The following is an 18565-nucleotide window of genomic DNA, read 5'->3' as shown; positions in this document are numbered from 1 at the left end:
TTGCGTTACTCAAACGTGATAAACAGGTCTTTATTGACTTAATAATCCACTGAGAGTTGATAATGCTGGATCGGTTAACGAGCATGGCTATTTTTGTGAGGGTTGCCGATCTTGGCTCTTTCACAGCCACCGCCGCAGAATTCGGCCTATCGACGCAGATGGTTTCCAAACACATCATGGCCCTGGAGCAGCTGCTTGGGTCGCGGCTCTTGCACCGCACCACGCGCAAACAGAGCCTGACCGAGATCGGACATCTCTATCACGAACGATGTCAGGTTATCCTTGCAGAAGTCGAGGCGGCCGAAGCGCTGACGGAACAGGCCCGGGCCGTTCCACGGGGTCGCCTCAGAATCAACGCGCCCGTCACATTTGGCAGTCAAAGCCTGGTGCCTCTTGTCACCCGCTACCTTCGTAAGTACCCAGAGGTGGAGGTCGACCTCACCTTGTCGGATCGTCTGGTCGATCCTATCGAGGAAGGTTACGAAGCTGTCATTCGCCTCGGGCTCATCAGCGACAGCACCACATTGGTGGCACGTCCGCTTGCCCCCTACCAGCTCATCGCCTGCGCCTCGCCTGCCTACTTAGCGAAGCATGGAGAGCCGGAGACGCCTGCGGATCTGGTTGAGCATGAGTGTCTGGGGTTCGCCTATTGGTTCGGCACCTTGGGCAGGCAGTGGCGCTTCAGTCGCGACAACTGCAATTTCGACGCTTCCGTGAACGGGCGGCTACAAATCAACGACTGGAAGGGGCTGCTTCGCGCAGCATTGGAAGGATTCGGCATTACATTGGGCTACGAAGCTGCATTGACGGAGGCGTTATCCACTGGGCGGCTGGTGCGCATCTTGCCAGACTATGCTGGGCCATCAAGACCAATGCACCTGCTCTACGCCGCCGATCAACGCATGACGCCGAAACTACGTCATTTCATAGACGATGTTGTGGCCACGTTCGCTTAACTTCCACCGTTACCTCGCGCCTTTGTCGTCACTCACCCAGCGGGTAAAAGCAGCGACCTGAGGATCCGCCTCCTTTACGGCATAATAAACCAACCGTAGGTGGCGCTCTTCATCAACGGTTAACGTCGTGTGCTCGAACGCTACCTCGCCTAACTCCTCAAGGTGAAGATGACGTACTCCCTGGCAAGGGGCGTTGACCTCCTGGGTTTTCCACAACTGCTTAAACTCAGGCGAGACCTTGGTTAACTCTTCGACAAGCTCATCAATGGTGGGGTCTTGCGCCGCTCGGGCAAAGTCGCGGCGAAAACTGGATAGCATTTGGCTGACCTGCGTTTCCCAGGGTGACAAGCGCTGACGCATGGCAGGGTCGGTAAATAACAACCACAGCATGTTGCGACGCTCTGGTGCATGGCAAGAGAAGTTGAACAGCTTATTGGCCGCGCTGTTCCACGCCAGCACATCCCAGCGCAAGTTCAGGATATACGCAGGTCGCGTAGGCAGGTCGTCCATCAACCTTTGAACCAGCGGCGGCACGCTGCACCAGGTTTTGCCTAGCTCAGAGGGTAAGCGCTGATGGGTAAGCAAGAATAGATGTCGGCGCTCAGCCGCATCCAGCTTGAGCGCTTTGGATAGATTGTCCAGAAAAGTGGCCGATACGCTGATATCGCGACCCTGCTCCAACCAAGTATACCAAGTCAGCCCCACGCCTGCTAAAGCGGCGACTTCTTCACGCCTTAACCCCGGCGTACGCCTTCGGCGGCCACGAGGAAGCCCCACCTCTTCTGGTGCGATTTTCTCTCGGTGCATGCGTAGAAACGCAGCCAAGTCTTCCCGTGTTCGAGTCAGCGTCCGTGGAGCGGTCATTTTATTACCTTGAATAACTTATCACTTTTAGTAATAGCATAAATAGTTAAATTGTACCCCCTTTAAAGCCTCTCCAGAATAGCCCTTCGCTGGCAAAACAGCGCTGGCGGATTCTTTTCTAATGCTTATGCCTGGAGTGCGTTATGGCTGACCAATCTCGTCTATCGGTATATCTCGTGGCACTGGGTGCGTTTGCACTTGGGATGGCCTCTTATGTGACTGCGGGGCTAATTCCCCTCATCGAAGACGCCTTTAGTGTCTCTGCGGCCACGGCTGCTCAGTTAGTCACGGCATTCACCTTAGCCTATGGCTTAGGCTCGCCTGTCGTCGTTGCGCTACTACCTGGCAAGCACCAACGCCTGGGTTTACTACTAGCGTTAGCCGTTTTTATTGTGGCAAATATCGCCAGCGCACTAGCCACCAGTTTTATATCACTCTCGATATGGCGGGCGGTCGCTGGCGTTGGCGCAGGGGTTTACCTTGCCATGGGCATTGCCGCCTCAGCCGCCATAACGGCTGAGGCCCACCGCGGTAAAGCGATTGCCATCATTATGGGCGGTATGGCGAGCGGCACGGTACTGGGGGTGCCTATCAGCCTGTTGCTAGCAGAGCGTTTAGGTTGGGAGTCAGCGATGTGGCTTATTTCAGCACTTGGGTTAATCGCCTACGCGGGGCTACAGGTAAAACTACCTGCTCTTCCATCCGCACCAACGCTTTCACTTGTTCGCAAGCTCGCTATTTTGCGAAGCCCTCATGCCATGGCCATTCTGGCGGTTTCCTTATTGGGCGCTGTGGCCAGTTTGGGGATGTATACCTTTATTGCCCCGTTTATGGCGGCCACCGAGTCAGGTGCTGTTCAGTCAATTACCGGCTATTTATGGGTGTGGGGGATTGGCGGCGTCGTGGGCAGTTTTCTGATTGGGCCTCTGGTGGACAGGTTTATCGGCCCTGTGATTACCCTGGCGATTATGTTGCTGCTCTTTTTGGCGCTCATTGCTCTACCTTTCACGGCGTCGGTTCACCCACTGCTGACGTTACTTCCAATTGCGCTTTGGGGTGCTGTGGGCTGGGCGCTTCAAGTGCCACAAAACAATGAACTCGTTCGTGCACGCCAAGCCCACGGCGACGGTAACCTGGCGGTCGCACTCAATGAATCAGCGCTCTATTTAGGCAGTGCGATAGGCGCGGCGTTCGGGGGCGTTTTGCTGGCTTTCCACCTTCCCGTTTCGACATTAGCCATTGGCGCGGGGGTTATTGCCGCTGCAGGTGCAGCAACACAGCTAATCATCGTCATGCGCATGAAGCGCTAGATCAGTTAGTGCACGCCAAGTGGCACTCTTCATGCCCCTTGGCGGCTCTGCATAGATCAGTCTTTTGCTTAACACCCAAACATCAGCGACCGGTGTGTAGAAAGCCCGGCCATAGCGCCATCAGCCACGGCAAAGGTGACCGACCCTGCGGCGCGGGCTACATCACCGCAGGCGAAAACACCGGGGATTGAAGTGGCCTGCATTGCATCGGTTTTAACAATGCAGCCCATGGGAGACTCCTCTAGCTCGCATCCCAATTGAGCTGCTAACGGGCTAAGGTGAATGCGCGGCGCGACAAATAAGCCCACCAATGGAAACACCCGACCATCCTGCATTACCAGCTCAACGCCAATCTCTGTTTGGGAGACTAGCCGTGCCGCTGCGCCATATTCGATATGAGTACCGCGCGCCTTAAGCTGAGCCAGTTGCTCAGCAGTGGGTTCAAAGGCATCGTTAACAAACAGCGTGGTTGCGCCCCAGTCGGGCAGCATCAAACCATGGTGCATCGCGAGTTCTGAGGTTGCCAGCACACCGATACCCTCTTTGCCCAGCTCATAGCCGTGGCAGTACGGGCAGTGGAAAACGCATTTTCCCCACTGCTCGGCGAGCCCCGGTAAGCCTGGAAGCTCATCGGTAACACCCGCGGCCAGAATAATGCGCCGTGCCTGATAGGTGCTGCCATCGGCCAGCGCCACCAAGAAATTATCAGCCGTCCCCGTTACTGCCTCCACCCGCCCCGTGCGCCACTCAACCGTTGGGTACTCCATCAGTTGGCTACGGGCCTCTGCTGCTATCTCTGCGGGTGGTGCACCATCCTGGGTTAAAAAACCATGGGAGTGAGAAGCAAAACGGTTACGGGGTTGTCCCGCATCTATCAGTAATATTTTCCGCCTTGCTCGGGCTAGCTGTAGCCCTGCCGCCATGCCTGCGTAGCTGCCACCGATAATCACTGCATCAAAACTCATTGCCCTTCCTCCGTGTACACCCAGTCTTTTAAGCCCATGGTGAATAAACTCATTTAATGTATCTTTTATTGATACATTAAAAAGCGTACAGAGGTCAATGGCAATGTTGAGAATGCCGATTAACGCTAATCGGGTTGGTGGTGAAGATTAAGGCGTCGGCAGCTGGTAGCCTTTGCGCGTCGCAATATCGTCAAACTGAGTGGCTAGTTCCGCCAGCGTGACCGCTCCCAAGCGGTCGATCAGTAGCGCTTCTGCTTCGCGCATGGCATCAAAAAGCGCCGCATTAACCACCTGCTCTACCGCGCAGTCCGGGTTATCACGGTCGGTGCCGATGGCGAAAATGCGCGGTCCGCCTACGGCGTTGTGTATATCCAGCAGCGTTACGCTGTGCAAATCACAGGCGATGCGCCAACCGCCGTTGTGCCCCTTTTCAGACTTTACATAGCCCGCCTTACGAAGGCCCGCCATAGTGCGCCGCACCACGGCAGCATTGGTGCCCAGCATGGCGCCAATCTGCTCTGAAGTAATCGGTTGGGATTCCCGCGCGATGTGCAGCAGCACATGCAGCATACGAGAGAGGCGGCTATCTGTTCTCACGGGCAACAATCAACTATTCAGAGGATAAACAAAGGAAAACAACGAAGCTGCACTTTAGCACACCCGCGAGCGGGGCTGGGAATGAACCCAACCAGGGCCACCGCACACGAACCTACACCTCGTTCGCCGTTATAAGGCAAACTATGCTCTCGCTCTCTATACTGGTGCTGAATCACTTTCACTGGCAGGGGATAAATGTCTGGCACGTCATTAGCCCCATTTAGCGCCTCCCATTGTCGTTACTTCCAGGCCACTTAAGGATGTTATGGGTCTTCACGAAATCGCTGTCGGTGGCATCTACTTAAGCCCTCTGTTGATCTACGCGCTGATCGGCTTTGTGGCTACGCTGACCATTCGTTCACTACTGCACTGGGTGGTCGGCGAGTACGCGCTCTGGTACGAGGCGTGGTTCGACATTTCATTATTTGTCATCCTCACCGCTGCCACCACGTTCATTTTTACTGTTTTGCTTCAAAGCCCTTAAGACAGCCCTTGAGAGAATCGCCGATGCGCCCTTCGCTCCGTATTTTGCTCACCCTCGTTATTGTCGCCATTGCCGTTGCCGCTGGTGCATGGCTATGGCACTACTACCTCTATACCCCCTGGACTCGTGACGCTCGGGTTCATGCGGAAGTGGTGACGATTGCCCCCGATGTCTCTGGCTGGGTACGCACACTTGAAGTAGTGGACACCGACCATGTTGCCCAAGGCGATACGCTGTTTGAGATCGATAACACGCGTTACCAAGCGGCGGTGGACAGCGCCCAGGCCACGGTTGACCATCGCCAGGCGACCCTGGAGCTAAGCCGCGCCGAGGAGAGTCGACGTAACCAGCTGAGCAACAATCGTGCGATTAGCGCAGAAAATCAGCAGATTGCCCAGATCAACTCGCGCATTGCCGCTGCCGATTTACAGCAGGCTCAGGCAGAACTAGCCAGCGCTCAGCTTGATTTAGCGCGCACCCAAATAACCGCGCCGGTAAGCGGCCATATCCTCAATGTCCACCTTACCGCTGGCACTTACGCTAATCGCGGCACGCCGGTAATGGCGCTGATCGCGGATAATTCCTTCTATGTCGTGGGTTATTTCGAAGAGACCAAAATGACGTCGATCGACATGGGCGATCCGGTGGATGTGATTCTGATGAACGGCGACACCCATCTGGAAGGCCGAGTGGCGGGTATTGGCCGAGGCATTGCCGATAGCAACACAACCCTTAACCAGCAGCTGCTACCGCAAGTGGAGCCCACCTTTAGCTGGGTGCGCTTGGCGCAGCGTATTCCGGTGCGCATTACACTAGAAGACGTTCCTGATGACACCCTGCTGAGCGTCGGCATGACGGCAACGGTGCGCGTCCGCCCTGCTAAAAACGCTGCCGAACAGTCTGAGTAACCCATGTCGCCGTTTGTTAGTACCTACCTGACGCCCAACGCTACGGCGGTCAAGTTTGCGATCAAGACCACCCTGGCGATGATGCTCGCGCTCTATATCGCGCTTATGTTCGACTTGGAGCGCCCCTACTGGGCGCTGATGTCGGCAGCGTTTCTGCAGATACGCCCAATGAGCGGCATGGTGGTAGAAAAAGGCATCTGCCAACTTGTCGGCACCTTGATTGGCGCCATGGCGGGTATCGCGATCATGGCACTCTTTGCCCAGGCTCGCGTGCCTGCGCTTATCGTGCTGACCGCTTGGATTATGCTATGCACTTACGTGGGCTCGCTGTGGCGTAATAACTACACCTACGGCTGTCTGATGGCCTCCGTAACCGCCATGCTGATCGTGGTCATCTCCAGCGGCAGCACGCCCGCCGGGATCTTCGATATCGCCGTGGCGCGCCTTACCGAACTGGGGCTGGGCGCCATCTGCGCCATGCTGGTCAGCTCGCTGCTCTGGCCATCCCATGTGGGCGCCCACCTTGCCACTCAGGCCGACAGCGTGATCAACGAAGCCTTCGAGCATGCCGCCCTGCGCTTAGAAGCCAGCGACGATATTCCAGCGATGCAGAAAGCCCTGCGCAGCAGCCTCGTGCCGTTAACCCTGCTGGAAACTGACAGCCAGGCCGCCCGCTTTGAAGGCCCGGTAGGCCCCGGCCGAGTTCGGGCAGCCCATGTACTAACCCGCCGCACGCTGCGCTTTTTCGCCAACCTGCAGGCGCTGCACCAACTGATGCACGACCACGCTGACCGGCTCGCCCCACAAAGTATCGAACTCGCGGGCGAGGTCGCAAAAGGCTTTCGCGATGCTGAACACGTCAAAGGGGTCATTGAGGCCAGAAAAGCTCTCCAGTCGCTACGCCACCGGGTTCATGAAAGCGAGGAAGAGGCCAGCTTAGCTCCCCTTGATCGACGTCTGCGGTTGGGGCTACGTGAATCGATCGGCCACGCCATGATCATGCTCGATGCCCGGGAGGCGATTGCCTCGCCGGAGAGCCATAAACTGCGCTCATCGCCACTGGCCTGGCACCGCGATCACCTCGCCGCCGGTATTAACGCCATTCGCTCAGGGCTAGTATTTTCGCTACTGGCGACTTTCTGGATCGTCACCGCCTGGCAGAGCGCCATGATCGCGATGATGCTGGGCACACTGTTTTCCGCCTTTTTCGCCAGCCGTGATAATCCCCTGGCGATTACCATGATGTTCTACAAGGGCATGCTGGCGGCAATCCCCAGCGCCTTTCTGTTCGGCCATGTGCTGCTCTCACAGGCCAATGGCTTCCCGATGCTAGCCATGCTGTTTGGCACGCCGCTGTTTTTAGGCCTGCTGGGCGCCACTAACCCGGCGACCATGGGTTACTGCCTGGCCTTCACCATTTTCAATATTCTGCTCACCATGCCCGGCAACGGCATGGATTTCTCGTTCGACAGTTTTGCCAACCGGGTGGTGGCCGTAGTGATTGGGCTAAGCTGCGTGGTAATGAGCTTTCGCTTGCTGCCGGGGCTGGGCACCCGACTTCGGCGGCGGCGTTTAATCAATGCGATTTCCACCGATATCCATGAGCTAAGCCAGCGCTCGATTCGCGATGCCGAAACCCGCTTCAGCGGCCACATGGCGGATCGGCTTCTGCAACTGGCTCAGCATGACGACATGCTACCCGAAGACCAGCGCCACCTGTTTATTCTGGGTTTGACCGGACTGGATGTTGGCACCGCTACGCTGCGCCTGCGTGATCGGCTTGATGATGCACCTCACCCGAGCATCCGCGAGGCGCATCGCCACCTACTAGGCACGCTAGCTAGCGGGTTTGAAGAGAGCGCCAACGGGCGGCCGCCCCAAGGGATTCGTGAAGCAGGTAAACAGCTGGACGAAGCGATAAAGGCTTACGGCGACGTGCCCGCTGACCGCCGTGTACTGCTGGAGGGTTTGATTGAACGACTCGAACTGGCCCTAGAGCGCCTTGCGAGCATCATGGCGGAGCGGCCTAGGTAGGCGGAGGCTTCTGGCAACTGGTAAGGGAAAGCAAAGCTTAGGCCGAGGTGTTAGATGAACACTCAATCCGGGACACTTTCCTCCAGTTTAAACTCGTCTCATCCAGCTTAAACTCGCCTCTCTTGCAGCAGATCGATGAAGGCACGCAGGCTTGGCGGCACAAGCCGGTTATTCGGGTAATAGAGAAACAGCCCAGGGATCCGTGGACACCACTCATCGAGCACGGTAACCAGCCTTCCATCGCTCAAATAGGCTTGAGCGTAAGACTCCGGTACATAGGCAATGCCTAATCCATCCGCGGCGGCTTCCACCATAAGTGGGCTGCTATCCAAGGTCAGAGCGCCGGGCACATCAACCGCCACGTCCTGGCCATTCTGGTGGAACTCCCAGCGGTAGAGCTTGCCACTCGGCAGCCTCTGTCTTATGCATTGTTGAGACGCTAGGTCGCTTGGCGTTTCGGGTATCGGACGGCCCTGTAGATAGCTAGGTGAGGCAACGGCAAGAAAGCGCAGATCATGACCCACGGGGATGGCTATCATATCCTGAGGAACTGCCTCTCTCAGCCTGACGCCCGCATCAAACCCCTGCCCGACGATATCCACAAGCCGCCCCTCTGCCACAAGATCAAGCTCGACACCTTCATGAAGGGTGAGAAACTGCGGCACAACAGTTTGCAGCAACAAGCGAATGGCCGCTTCGCTACCGTTGATACGCAACCTGCCCGTGACCTTTCCTTCGAAGCTTGATGCATCTTCGAGAATCGTGTCCAAGTCACTCAATAGCGGACTCAAACGTAGTAGCAGGCGCTCACCGCTCTCGGTCAAAGAGACGCTACGGGTGGTTCGGTGCAGCAGCCTGGTTCCCAACCTTTGTTCCAGCGTACGTACGGTGTGGCTAAGTGAAGAGCGGCTGACGCCCATTAGGTCGGCTGCTCGGCGAAAGCTGCGGTGTTCGGCCACTGCCTGAAAGGCCTTGAGGTCGGCTAACGTTGGCTTACTCATTAGTGAATTACTTTCACCTCCTCGTGCCAATTGTTGAGTATTCTTTAACCAGTGATACTGCCCTAGCCTATGTCTTGCAACATTTGTTTAATGACTTAGGGGATTTCTTATGACTAAAACCTGGCTTATCACAGGCACATCCACTGGCCTCGGCCGCCTACTTACTGAACGGCTGCTCGAACGCGGCGATCGCGTTGTGGCCACGCTAAGACGCAAGGGTGCGCTGGACGACTTGTTAGCCCTACACGGAGATCGGTTGCGGCAGTTGACCTTCGACGTAACCGATACATCAACGATGAGAGATGCCGTTTCACGAGCGTTCACGACATTGGGTCGAATTGATGTCGTTGTCAGCAATGCGGGGTATGGACTCTTTGGCGCTGCCGAAGAAGCCAGCGATGAACAAATTGAGCGGCAAATAGCGACGAACCTCACCGGCTCCATTCAGTTCATCCGCGCAGTACTGCCTTATCTTCGCGAACAAGGGGGCGGCCGCATTGTTCAGGTATCGTCGGAAGGCGGCCAGATCGCCTATCCAAGCTTCAGCCTTTATCACGCCACTAAGTGGGGCATTGAAGGGTTTGTCGAGTCAGTGGCGAAAGAAGCCGCACCTTTTGGTATTGACTTCATTATCGCCGAGCCTGGCCCCACGGCCACCAACTTCGCGGAAGGGCTAGACCGCACACACCCCATGCCAGCTTATGAAAACACCCCTGCGGGGGAGCTACGTAGAGCACTGGTATCAGGCGCCTTTGCCATTAAAGGCGATGCGACCAATACCATTGATGCCATTATTAAAGCAGCGGATATGCAGAACCCGCCATTACGCTTGGCTTTGGGAAGCACCGCCTATGACTCAATTAGTCATGCGCTAAACGAGCGGATTGAGTCGCTCGAAAAGTATAAGGACGTTGCCCTATCTGCCGACAGAAACGAGGCAAACTGATATGCGGTGAAGCCTTTGGTTATGCCTTTTATTGGGGATACCCGAGCTGACCGTCGGGTACTATTTAAAGAGGAAAGGCTTCACCGTTAGCGTTTATGCATCTGTCGATCAACGATAGGCGCATGCTGCGCCATCAAATCTACCACCCAATCAATGAACACACGCAGCTTGGCGCTGACGTGCCGATTCGGTGGAAAAGCGACGTACATCGGCATTGGGTCGAGATGCCAGCCATCAAATAGGCGAACCAGTTCGCCACGCGATACGTGCTCTCTAGCCATGTAATCCGGTAGCCAGATTACGCCGAGTCCCGCCAAGCCCGCTGCAAGTCCAGCGTTCCCATCGTCGACCGAGATCACATAACGCCCCTGCACGGTGACACGCTCTGCATTGCAGTGCAGGGCATAGGGAAAGGCCAAGCCAGAACGTGCCCAGCGGAAACCAACAATGTAGTGAGGCGGAGCTGAGAGTTCTTGTGGGTGTGAAGGAATACCAGCTCTCTCCAGATAGCTCGGTGCAGCGTAAACACCCAGCGTCAGATCACCCACGCGACGCGCCATCAACGATAGGTCGGTAAGCTCACCGCCACGCACCACGCAATCCACGCTTTCACCGATCAGATCCACCATGCGATCACTTACCCCCATATCGATTTGAATATCGGGATATTGAGCATGGAAAGCAGGCAAAGCGGGGATCAAAATCATGCGCGCGAAAGGGCTGGGCACGTCTACCCTTAGTCGGCCGCGAGGCAGCACAGAAGCATTGGAGAGGCTGGTTTCAGCATCATCCATATCGGCTAATAGCTTTATAACGCGCTCGTAATAGGCGGCACCGTCCGCCGTGACGTTAACCTTGCGAGTGGTGCGGTTGAGCAGCTTTACACGCAGCCGTGCCTCTAATTGTTGCACCAGTTGCGTCACGCTGGTCTTGCTCATGTGCAGTGTATCAGCTGCCTTGGTAAAGCTGCCCGTCTCCACGACTCGGGCGAATGCCTGCATTGCGTTAAAACGATCCATGGCTAAGTCAAACACCTTGTGATTGTTTGAAAACTACAAACAATGTTGAACAGAATTCGCCGTTTATCCACCACGAATGCAGGCTTAAAGTGACTTCATCGTAAACAACGGGTCGGTTCCGGCCTACTGATGGAGATACCCATGGCTAAGCGTGACGTCGTTTTCCCCCAAGGCCGCCAAGCGCTTTATGAACAAAACACCTATTCCGCTGCTGTCCGCTCTGGCGATTTTCTGTTCGTGTCGGGCCAGGTCGGCAGCCGTGAAGACGGCTCGCCCGAGCCAGACTTCGCCGCTCAGGTACAGCTCGCGTTTGATAACCTGCAGCGTGTTCTGGAGGCAGCAGGCGCAAGCTTCGACGATATCGTCGATGTGACAAGCTTCCATACCGATCCGGAAGCCCAATTCCCTATCTGGTTGGAAGCCAAGGCGCGCGCGTTTCCGGAAAAACCTTACCCTAACTGGACAGCGGTCGGCGTCACTTGGCTGGCGGGCTTTGATTTTGAAATCAAGGTCATTGCCAAACTCCCCGAGTAAGCAGCCATGTACCTCAAGCGCCTATTCGTTGCGCTTCAGGAACGTCTCCATTAACGGCTTGGAGAGATTTTTGATAGCGGAGAGCATCGCGCTTCGGTGGTGTTTGAAAAAGACGGCCGTATTCGCGAGTGAATTGCGATACGCTCTCGTAACCGACCTCAAAGGCAGCATTACTCGCGGAGCATCCTTCGTCGAGCATGAGGCGGCGCGCTTCAATCAAACGCAGCCGCTGTTGATACTGTCCCGGCGTTAGCGAGGTCATGTGCTTGAAGTGTTTGTGAAACGAGCTGAGGCTCATGCCTGCCTTTGCCGCTAGTTGCTCCACCGACACCCGAGACGTGTACTCGGCTCGCAAGAGTGCAATGGCGTCAGCAAGGCGGCTCGCGTAGCTATCCGGGTCGGCGATATCCCGTAAAGCGGCCCCCTGAGGGCCCGACAGCAGCCAGTAATGCAACTCCTGCATGATGCCTGGGCGAAGAAGCGGCGCTGAATCAGGGCGATCCAGCAGTTTCATCAGCCTTGATACGCAGTCAATCACCTCGACTTCACTATCTTCGGCAAATAAGGTCGGTATCTCGGGTAGTTGCTGGGCATGGGCACTCCCTATATGAGCGGCTAGCTCACGCAGGATCGCCCTATCCAGCTCGACCGCAACGGCTAGATAGGGCTCCTCCGTACTTGCCTGCACAATCCTACCCACCACGGGCATATCAGCGCTGACGATCACCGACTCCCCGGCGGACAAGACCGCTTGTTGTTTCCCAACAAGAATGCGCTTGGCGCCCTGGAGAACCAAACATACCAGTGGCTTATAGACCGATTGCAGATCGCCAGCTGGCGCCTCGACGCACATCATTCGCAGGCCCGGCACGGATGTTAACGCCAAACCATCGCTATTGGCGTGACGTTTGGCATACGTCTGAACCGCCTGTTTGAGTGAGTTCATGAGCTTTTCTCTAGCGTTTCGGCTCAACGTTAGCATGGCGATGAAGGCTTTTCTTCTCGCCTACAGGATCAGGCAAGTTTTTTGTAGATGCTGGCAAGCCCCGCCGCCGCCAAATTGGTAAAAAGTGAGTGGCATTCGCCTCTAAAAGTAGACGGAGAGTTAAACCATGAAAATGTCAGGAAACACCATACTTATCACCGGCGGTGGCTCCGGGATTGGTCGTGAACTTGCCTTACGTTTCAATGCGCTTGGCAACACCGTGATCGTCGCCGGTCGGCGCATGGAAACGCTGGAGGAGACCATTGCTGGCCAGCGCGACATGCACGCGATGGTTGTCGATGTTGAGGATCCAGAGGAGATCACCGCCTTTGCTGAGCGTGTCATCGCCGAGCACCCCAACCTCAATGTACTGATCAACAATGCGGGCATTATGCGGCGCGAGGACTTGTCCCGCACCCGCGACCTGAGCGATGCCGAGCAGACAGTCGTTGCCAATCTACTCGGGCCGATCCGGCTAACGAACGCACTGACCGACCATCTGGTAAACCAGCCAGACGCGGCGATCGTGAACGTCTCCTCGGGGTTAGCGTTTGTGCCGTTAAGCGGCACGCCCACCTATAACGCCACCAAGGCAGCCATCCACTCTTACACAATCTCACTACGCGAGCAGCTCAAGGGTAAGGTCGAGCTCATCGAGCTTGCGCCCCCTGCGGTGCAGACGGAGCTGACGCCGGGCCAGTCGACCCGTGAAGGCTATATGCCGCTCAATGATTACATCGAAGAGGTCATGACACTGTTTCAACAGCAACCGACACCCAAGGAAATTTTGGTGGAGAAAGTCAATTTCTTACGCTGGGCAGAGCGTGACGGACACTTCGATCAAGCGGTCGAGATGCTCAGCAAGATGTGAGCTCCCCTATCCTCTAGCCTTCTAACTCGCACATGCACTGTTTGCTGATGGCCACAGTGCATTTGTCCATTCACGTCGGTCAACCATTCTCAGAGCGAATAAAGGATAGAAGACAAGCCCTTACCTCAACGCAAGCTAACGATTACCCACCCTTCACTGCAATATTTTTAATTATGCGAGCAGGATTACCGCCTACCACCACATTATCGGGTACATCCTTGGTTACAACAGCGCCCGACGCTATGACCACGTTATTGCCTACTCTAACGCCTGGATTAATGATGGCGCCGCCACCAATCCAGACGTTATCGCCAAACGTAATCGGCTTTGCGTATTCTTTACCCGCATTGCGCTCATGCGGATCAAGCGGATGGGTCGCCGTATAAATCTGCACATTCGGCCCAAGCATGCAGTTATCGCCAAAGCGTATTTCACAAACATCTAGCAGGATACAGTCGAAGTTAGCGAAAAAGTTTTCGCCTACATGAATGTTATACCCGTAATCCAAGCGTAAATTAGGTTCTATATAGAGGTTTTCTCCCGTCGATCCGAACAACGATTTCAAGGCTTTCAAGCGCTGGGCGTCAGTTTCCAATACGTGATTGTAGAGCCTCACTTGTCGCCTTGTTTCTTCACGCTCTTTTAGCAGTAGCGGATCAGCAGGGTTATAGAGCTCTCCTGCTAGCATCTTGTCTTTTTCTGAACGCATTAGTCACCCTCCTAGATTTTGCCCAATATTAATCACTCTCAGCCGTTGTTATCACCCTGCAGTTTTCCGTCAAGCGTCGCAGCCAGTTCACAAAATCGTCAATACAGCTGTAAACAACAGGAATGACCAGCAGGCTCAACAGCGTCGACGTGATCAACCCGCCAATGACCACTAAGGCCATGGGGGCCCGAAAGCTGGGATCGCCAGCCCATCCTAGGGCGATCGGCATCATGCCCGCCCCCATGGCAATGGTGGTCATCACGATGGGCCGGACACGTTTTTTGCAGGCATCAATAATGGCGTCCACGCGTTCCAACCCATGCACCCGACGGGCAATAATGATGTAGTCCACCAGCAGGATTGAGTTCTTGGTGGCGATGCCCATCAGCATGATCAATCCGATCATGGCAGGCAGCGACACGGGCGTCTGCGTGAGGAACAGCGCCAGGAAAGCCCCAGGTACGGAGAGCACCAGCGCCACCAGAATAGTGACCGGTTGCATGAAATCCTTGAGCAGCAGCACCAACAACATATAGATACACAGCACGCCGGTCAGCATGGCAATTCCGAAGCTTGAGGCAAGCTCCTCCATTTCCTCTGCATCGCCTTCTGCTTTCTGAAACACGCCGCGCGGCAACTGACGTAAACTGGGCAGTGCCTGCACGGCCTGTTCGATTTCTCCCAAAGGCTGCCCTTGCAGGCTCACCTCGAAATTGACGTTGCGCAGACGATCATGCCGGGTGATTTCCGAAGGACCGCTGCTCCACTCAACGTTAGCCACGCTCTCCAGCGGCACTGGCCCGTTCGCACCAGGCACTGGTAGCCGTTTAAGGGTCGCCATATCCTCCCGAGCGGCATCCGCCAGCCGAACCATCACCGGCACCTGACGCGAGCTGAAGTTCAACTTAGGAAGGTCCTCGGCGTTATCGCCCACGGTCGCGATGCGCAGCGTATCGGCGATGGTCTGAGCCGAGACCCCAAGGTCGGCGGCGCGGGCAAAATCAGGGCGTACAATGAGTTCAGGCCTGACCAGGCTGGCCGTCGAACTCACCGCGCCGATGCCGGGAATGGCGCGCATCTCCCGCTCGACTTGGCGGGCATGCAGTTCAAGCACTCGGCTATCCTCACCGGCGAGCACCAACTCATAGCCATCCCCCTCGTCGCCTACGCGAGTTCGCACGCCGGGAAGCGTGGCGAGTGCAATGCGTAACTGCTGCTCTATGTCTTGCTGCGTAACGCCCGCGCGGGTTGCGCGATCCGCCAAACCAACGGTCAGTTCCACCGAGGTCACATCAGAGTCACTGCTGCCGGAGTCCTCACCGACGGCCGCGAAGACGCTGACTACATGCTGTTGCGTCTCCAGTCGTGAGCGTGCCTGCTCGGCAAGCGCCTCCGCTTCAGACAAGGTGCTACCGGGCGGCAAGGTGAGCGTCGCCTGCGTCTGGGAATTATCATCGGGGGGTATGAAGGTCCCCGGCAGGGTCGAGGCCAGCCAGATACCTCCTGCAAAGCAGGCCGCCGCCGCGAGGAGCGTTGTCTTACGGTGGCGCAGGCACCCGTTAGCAACGATCAAGTAGTAGTTAATCCACGTTGGATCGCGCGAGGGATGTTGGGGTTTGCGCAGCAGATACGCAGCCAGCATGGGCGCGAGAAGACGCGCCACCAGCAGCGAAAACAGCACCGCTACCGAGGCCGTCCAACCGAACTGAACGAAGAATTGCCCGACGGTGCCACTCATAAAGGCCGTGGGCAGAAAAACGGCAATCAATGTAAAGGTGGTGGCGACAACGGCCAGGCCAATTTCCGCCGCCGCGTCCATGGCGGCCCGGCGCGGGGGCTTGCCCATCAGCAGGTGCCGTTCGATATTCTCAATCTCGACAATGGCATCGTCCACCAGCACCCCGATCACCAGCGAGAGCGCCAGCAACGTCACCACATTGAGCGAGAAGCCCACCAGGTGCATGAAAGCGAAGGTGGGGGTGATCGACAGCGGAAGCGTGACCGCCGCTATCAGTGTGGCCCGCCAATTGCGTAGAAAGCAGAACACCACCAGCACCGCCAGCGCCATGCCCTCGAATAGCATGTGCATGGAGCCCTGGTAGTTCTCCAGCACCGGCCCAACAAAATTGAAGGCTTCTTCGACCTCGACATGGGGATATTGCGCCTGCAAGTCGGCAACAGCAGCCTGCACCCCCTCGGCCACATCTACCTCGCCGTACCCCTCGGCACGGGTCATCTCGACGCCGACGACGGGCGCGCCATCAAGCAATGCCATCGAGCGCCGCTCGGCCACGGTATCGGTAACCGTCGCCACCTCATCAAGGCGAATACGCCGATCGTCGCTGAGTGCCAGCTCCATCGTCGCAAGCTCAGCTGCGGATTCAGCGTTGGCGATGATGCGCACGGCCTGTTCGGCTCCGCCGACATCCACGCGCCCACCGGGCGCCTCCAACTGCGCCTGGCGCAGCTGGTGTGAGATATCCAACGCTGTCGTGTTCATCGCCAGCAGGCGGTTCGGATCCAATGCCACGCGGACTTCGCGATCGACCCCGCCGATACGCCGAACCGAGCCAACGCCTGGCACCGACAAGACGGCCTTGGTCATTTTGTCATCGACGAACCAGGAGAGTGCCTCATCGTCTAGATCGGAGGAGCTCACCGCGTAGCGTACAATCGGCTCACTGAAAAACTCACCCTTCCGAATCACTGGATCACGCAGGTCGGCGGGTAGATCCGAGCGGATGCGAGCAACAGCGTCGCGCACATCCTCCAGAGCCTCTTGCAAGGACTTTTCCAGCCTGAATTCAATAGCAATGTCGGCATTGCCATCCGTCAGCGTTGTAGAGATGTTTTTGACGCCGGAGACGGTAGCGATGGAGTCCTCGATCTTGCGGGCAACCTCGTTCTCCATTAAGGCGGGAGCCGCCCCCGGCAACGAGGCGGATACCTCTACGAGGGGCAGCTGTACATCCGGCAAGTCCTGAATAAACAAGCCTCGGAAGGAGATGAGCCCCCAGAAGGTCAATAGGATGAAGAGCAGAACAACCGGAATAGGGTTGCGAATCGCCCAGGATGAGGTATTCAGTGTCATACCCCCTCCTCGGCGTCGGTCTCAACCACCCGCACCTGATCACCGTTGCCAAGAAAAGCACCGCCCGAGGCGACCACCAAGGCGCCAGGTTCAAGGCCGGAGAGAATTTCGATTCGATCCTCCGTGTGCTGGCCCAAGGCAACTTTCTGCTCCGTTATCTGGCCTTCACCGCTGACGCGATGTACATAGCCAAAGCCGTCGCGTAGTTGCACCGCGGCACGGGGAAGCGTCATCACTTGGCGGCTGCCCAGTTCAAATTCACCCCGTGCAAACATTCCCGCCCGGGCAACGTCGCTTAACGGTAGGTCGACATAAACCAGACCATTGCGTGTAGCGGTGTCCACTAGCGGCGCGATGGTGCGCAAGCGCCCTTCGAGGTCGTAGCCGCCAGGCAGGCTTATCCTGGCAGTCTGGCCGGGTCGCAGCTTATTCAGATCGGACGCGGCGACCTCGGCCCGCCACTCCAGCCGACCGTGGCGCGTCAATCGGAACAGCTCCTGATCGGCACTGGTAACGGCGCCAAGCGTGGCCGTGCGCGAGGTAATCAAACCGTCGTCCGGGGCGACAACCTGCGTCTGATCCAAGCGTAATGCTTGGGCGTCTTGTTGCGCCTGCGCAACGTTGAGCCTCGCCCTGGCGGTGAGCTCGGCGGTTTCGTATTGCTGAATCTGCTGTTCTGAAAGCGACCCGGTGGTTTTCAAACCCCGGGCACGTTGGGCGTTAGCCGTTGCCTCCGCAAGCGTTGCTTCGGCTTCCGCCACGGCGGCGCGGCTTCTAGCCAGCTCCGCGCGCACGGTCGTGTCGTTATAAACGGCCAGCACCTGCCCTTCCGTGACCTCATCACCCACGTCTGCCTTGACGTCGACCAGCCGCAGGCCACCGATTTCGGTACCGATAATGATCTCCTGCCACGCAGCAATATCACCATTGGCCGCAATCGTCGTTGGAAGCGTCTGAGGTTCTAATGTCGTCACGTTGACTGATAGTGAGGGCTGCGCCGTCGGTTCGGCGACGGCATCACTTTCCGACGACACCGCCTGCATACATGCCAGCGCGGCAGCGCTAGCAATCACGACAAGCATAATGCCGAAACAACTTTTTCGTTTTGGAAATGGCATAATCCAGGCCTGCTTCAAAGGGTTCAATTCATTGATGAAAAAGAAAATCCAAGAATTTCAGTTGAACCACTATCGGCCTGCCTTCCTTTCTCATTTCTTACTGACGTCACGTTTTAAATAAATCCGGCACCAGTAAGAAACGCGTAAGATAGCGCTCCTGATGATGGCACTTT

The 18565-nt window shown here is 56.6% G+C and carries 17 protein-coding genes; 8 read left to right on the top strand and 9 right to left on the bottom strand.

The genetic code is table 11. The annotated features are described in order from the left end of the window. Positions 1-62 precede the first annotated feature (62 nt). Positions 63-956 (top strand): LysR substrate-binding domain-containing protein, encoded by an 894-nt coding sequence (locus tag LMS44_RS04420; RefSeq protein ID WP_190373869.1) that lies wholly within the window; start codon positions 63-65, stop codon positions 954-956. Between the two features lie 9 nt (positions 957-965). Here LMS44_RS04420 and LMS44_RS04415 read toward each other — a convergent pair whose 3' ends face one another. After that, the gene (locus LMS44_RS04415) at positions 966-1820 is read right to left on the bottom strand and encodes a helix-turn-helix transcriptional regulator (RefSeq protein ID WP_190373870.1); all 855 of its coding nucleotides are present in this window, start codon (positions 1818-1820) and stop codon (positions 966-968) included. 143 nt (positions 1821-1963) lie between these two features. Here LMS44_RS04415 and LMS44_RS04410 point away from each other — a divergent pair, with 143 nt between their 5' ends. Further along, positions 1964-3130 (top strand): MFS transporter, encoded by a 1167-nt coding sequence (locus LMS44_RS04410; protein ID WP_190373871.1) that lies wholly within the window; start codon positions 1964-1966, stop codon positions 3128-3130. Positions 3131-3198: 68 nt separating this feature from the next. On the opposite strand, the gene LMS44_RS04405 is transcribed toward LMS44_RS04410, so the two are convergent. Beyond that, the gene (locus LMS44_RS04405; protein WP_027957228.1) at positions 3199-4095 is read right to left on the bottom strand and encodes an NAD(P)/FAD-dependent oxidoreductase; all 897 of its coding nucleotides are present in this window, start codon (positions 4093-4095) and stop codon (positions 3199-3201) included. Between the two features lie 147 nt (positions 4096-4242). Then, a complete protein-coding gene (locus LMS44_RS04400; RefSeq protein WP_027957229.1) occupies positions 4243-4692 on the bottom strand; it encodes an Rrf2 family transcriptional regulator in 450 nt (149 codons plus the stop codon). Positions 4693-4957: 265 nt separating this feature from the next. On the opposite strand from LMS44_RS04400, the gene LMS44_RS04395 reads away from it, so the two are divergent. The 3 genes from LMS44_RS04395 to LMS44_RS04385 are packed head-to-tail and all read left to right on the top strand — an operon-like array spanning position 4958 to position 8118. Further along, positions 4958-5176, top strand: coding sequence for a DUF1656 domain-containing protein (locus tag LMS44_RS04395; protein ID WP_022519635.1), 219 nt, complete (start codon positions 4958-4960; stop codon positions 5174-5176). Between the two features lie 23 nt (positions 5177-5199). Then, entirely contained in the window at positions 5200-6084 is an 885-nt protein-coding gene (locus LMS44_RS04390) for an efflux RND transporter periplasmic adaptor subunit (protein ID WP_190373872.1), read from the top strand. Between the two features lie 3 nt (positions 6085-6087). Beyond that, a complete protein-coding gene (locus LMS44_RS04385) occupies positions 6088-8118 on the top strand; it encodes an FUSC family protein (RefSeq protein WP_498946929.1) in 2031 nt (676 codons plus the stop codon). A gap of 107 nt (positions 8119-8225) precedes the next feature. On the opposite strand, the gene LMS44_RS04380 is transcribed toward LMS44_RS04385, so the two are convergent. Then, on the bottom strand, positions 8226-9119 hold the full coding sequence (locus LMS44_RS04380) for a LysR family transcriptional regulator (protein WP_498946927.1): 894 nt from the start codon (positions 9117-9119) through the stop codon (positions 8226-8228). A 109-nt stretch (positions 9120-9228) separates the two neighbouring features. On the opposite strand from LMS44_RS04380, the gene LMS44_RS04375 reads away from it, so the two are divergent. Next, entirely contained in the window at positions 9229-10065 is an 837-nt protein-coding gene (locus tag LMS44_RS04375; protein ID WP_498946925.1) for an oxidoreductase, read from the top strand. A gap of 86 nt (positions 10066-10151) precedes the next feature. On the opposite strand, the gene LMS44_RS04370 is transcribed toward LMS44_RS04375, so the two are convergent. Then, positions 10152-11084, bottom strand: coding sequence for a LysR family transcriptional regulator (locus tag LMS44_RS04370; RefSeq protein ID WP_190373876.1), 933 nt, complete (start codon positions 11082-11084; stop codon positions 10152-10154). A 141-nt stretch (positions 11085-11225) separates the two neighbouring features. On the opposite strand from LMS44_RS04370, the gene LMS44_RS04365 reads away from it, so the two are divergent. Then, positions 11226-11618 (top strand): RidA family protein, encoded by a 393-nt coding sequence (locus LMS44_RS04365; protein ID WP_071695507.1) that lies wholly within the window; start codon positions 11226-11228, stop codon positions 11616-11618. Positions 11619-11631: 13 nt separating this feature from the next. Here the strand turns inward: LMS44_RS04365 and LMS44_RS04360 are convergent, their stop codons facing one another. Further along, positions 11632-12564: an AraC family transcriptional regulator gene (locus LMS44_RS04360; RefSeq protein WP_190373877.1), complete on the bottom strand. Its 933-nt coding sequence runs from the start codon at positions 12562-12564 to the stop codon at positions 11632-11634. Between the two features lie 166 nt (positions 12565-12730). Here LMS44_RS04360 and LMS44_RS04355 point away from each other — a divergent pair, with 166 nt between their 5' ends. Next, a complete protein-coding gene (locus LMS44_RS04355) occupies positions 12731-13474 on the top strand; it encodes an SDR family oxidoreductase (protein ID WP_022519833.1) in 744 nt (247 codons plus the stop codon). A 142-nt stretch (positions 13475-13616) separates the two neighbouring features. On the opposite strand, the gene LMS44_RS04350 is transcribed toward LMS44_RS04355, so the two are convergent. Genes LMS44_RS04350 through LMS44_RS04340 form a run of 3 tightly spaced genes read right to left on the bottom strand, consistent with a single transcriptional unit; the run spans position 13617 to position 18392 of the window. Next, positions 13617-14183, bottom strand: a complete 567-nt coding sequence (locus LMS44_RS04350; protein WP_190373878.1) for a sugar O-acetyltransferase — start codon at positions 14181-14183, stop codon at positions 13617-13619. A 28-nt stretch (positions 14184-14211) separates the two neighbouring features. Then, complete coding sequence (locus LMS44_RS04345) at positions 14212-17274, bottom strand: efflux RND transporter permease subunit (RefSeq protein ID WP_498946921.1); 3063 nt, start codon at positions 17272-17274, stop codon at positions 14212-14214. Further along, the gene (locus tag LMS44_RS04340; protein WP_498946919.1) at positions 17271-18392 is read right to left on the bottom strand and encodes an efflux RND transporter periplasmic adaptor subunit; all 1122 of its coding nucleotides are present in this window, start codon (positions 18390-18392) and stop codon (positions 17271-17273) included. The genes LMS44_RS04345 and LMS44_RS04340 overlap by 4 nt, the downstream gene beginning before the upstream one ends. Positions 18393-18565 lie beyond the last annotated feature (173 nt).

It is taken from the genome of Halomonas profundus, from assembly GCF_020865425.1.
Classification (GTDB): Bacteria; Pseudomonadota; Gammaproteobacteria; order Pseudomonadales; family Halomonadaceae; genus Vreelandella; species Vreelandella titanicae.
This window is presented reverse-complemented; position numbering and strand designations above follow the sequence as displayed.

Excerpts from the sequence above, each read along its gene's own strand:
- LMS44_RS04350 (WP_190373878.1), bottom strand. The coding sequence starts at position 14,183 with ATGCGTTCAGAAAAAGACAAGATGCTAGCAGGAGAGCTCTATAACCCT.
- LMS44_RS04360 (WP_190373877.1), bottom strand. The coding sequence starts at position 12,564 with ATGAACTCACTCAAACAGGCGGTTCAGACGTATGCCAAACGTCACGCC.
- LMS44_RS04380 (WP_498946927.1), bottom strand. The coding sequence starts at position 9,119 with ATGAGTAAGCCAACGTTAGCCGACCTCAAGGCCTTTCAGGCAGTGGCC.
- LMS44_RS04405 (WP_027957228.1), bottom strand. The coding sequence starts at position 4,095 with ATGAGTTTTGATGCAGTGATTATCGGTGGCAGCTACGCAGGCATGGCG.
- LMS44_RS04390 (WP_190373872.1), top strand. The coding sequence starts at position 5,200 with ATGCGCCCTTCGCTCCGTATTTTGCTCACCCTCGTTATTGTCGCCATT.
- LMS44_RS04420 (WP_190373869.1), top strand. The coding sequence starts at position 63 with ATGCTGGATCGGTTAACGAGCATGGCTATTTTTGTGAGGGTTGCCGAT.
- LMS44_RS04395 (WP_022519635.1), top strand. The coding sequence starts at position 4,958 with ATGGGTCTTCACGAAATCGCTGTCGGTGGCATCTACTTAAGCCCTCTG.
- LMS44_RS04355 (WP_022519833.1), top strand. The coding sequence starts at position 12,731 with ATGAAAATGTCAGGAAACACCATACTTATCACCGGCGGTGGCTCCGGG.
- LMS44_RS04345 (WP_498946921.1), bottom strand. The coding sequence starts at position 17,274 with ATGACACTGAATACCTCATCCTGGGCGATTCGCAACCCTATTCCGGTT.
- LMS44_RS04385 (WP_498946929.1), top strand. The coding sequence starts at position 6,088 with ATGTCGCCGTTTGTTAGTACCTACCTGACGCCCAACGCTACGGCGGTC.
- LMS44_RS04415 (WP_190373870.1), bottom strand. The coding sequence starts at position 1,820 with ATGACCGCTCCACGGACGCTGACTCGAACACGGGAAGACTTGGCTGCG.
- LMS44_RS04410 (WP_190373871.1), top strand. The coding sequence starts at position 1,964 with ATGGCTGACCAATCTCGTCTATCGGTATATCTCGTGGCACTGGGTGCG.
- LMS44_RS04340 (WP_498946919.1), bottom strand. The coding sequence starts at position 18,392 with ATGCCATTTCCAAAACGAAAAAGTTGTTTCGGCATTATGCTTGTCGTG.
- LMS44_RS04375 (WP_498946925.1), top strand. The coding sequence starts at position 9,229 with ATGACTAAAACCTGGCTTATCACAGGCACATCCACTGGCCTCGGCCGC.
- LMS44_RS04370 (WP_190373876.1), bottom strand. The coding sequence starts at position 11,084 with ATGGATCGTTTTAACGCAATGCAGGCATTCGCCCGAGTCGTGGAGACG.
- LMS44_RS04365 (WP_071695507.1), top strand. The coding sequence starts at position 11,226 with ATGGCTAAGCGTGACGTCGTTTTCCCCCAAGGCCGCCAAGCGCTTTAT.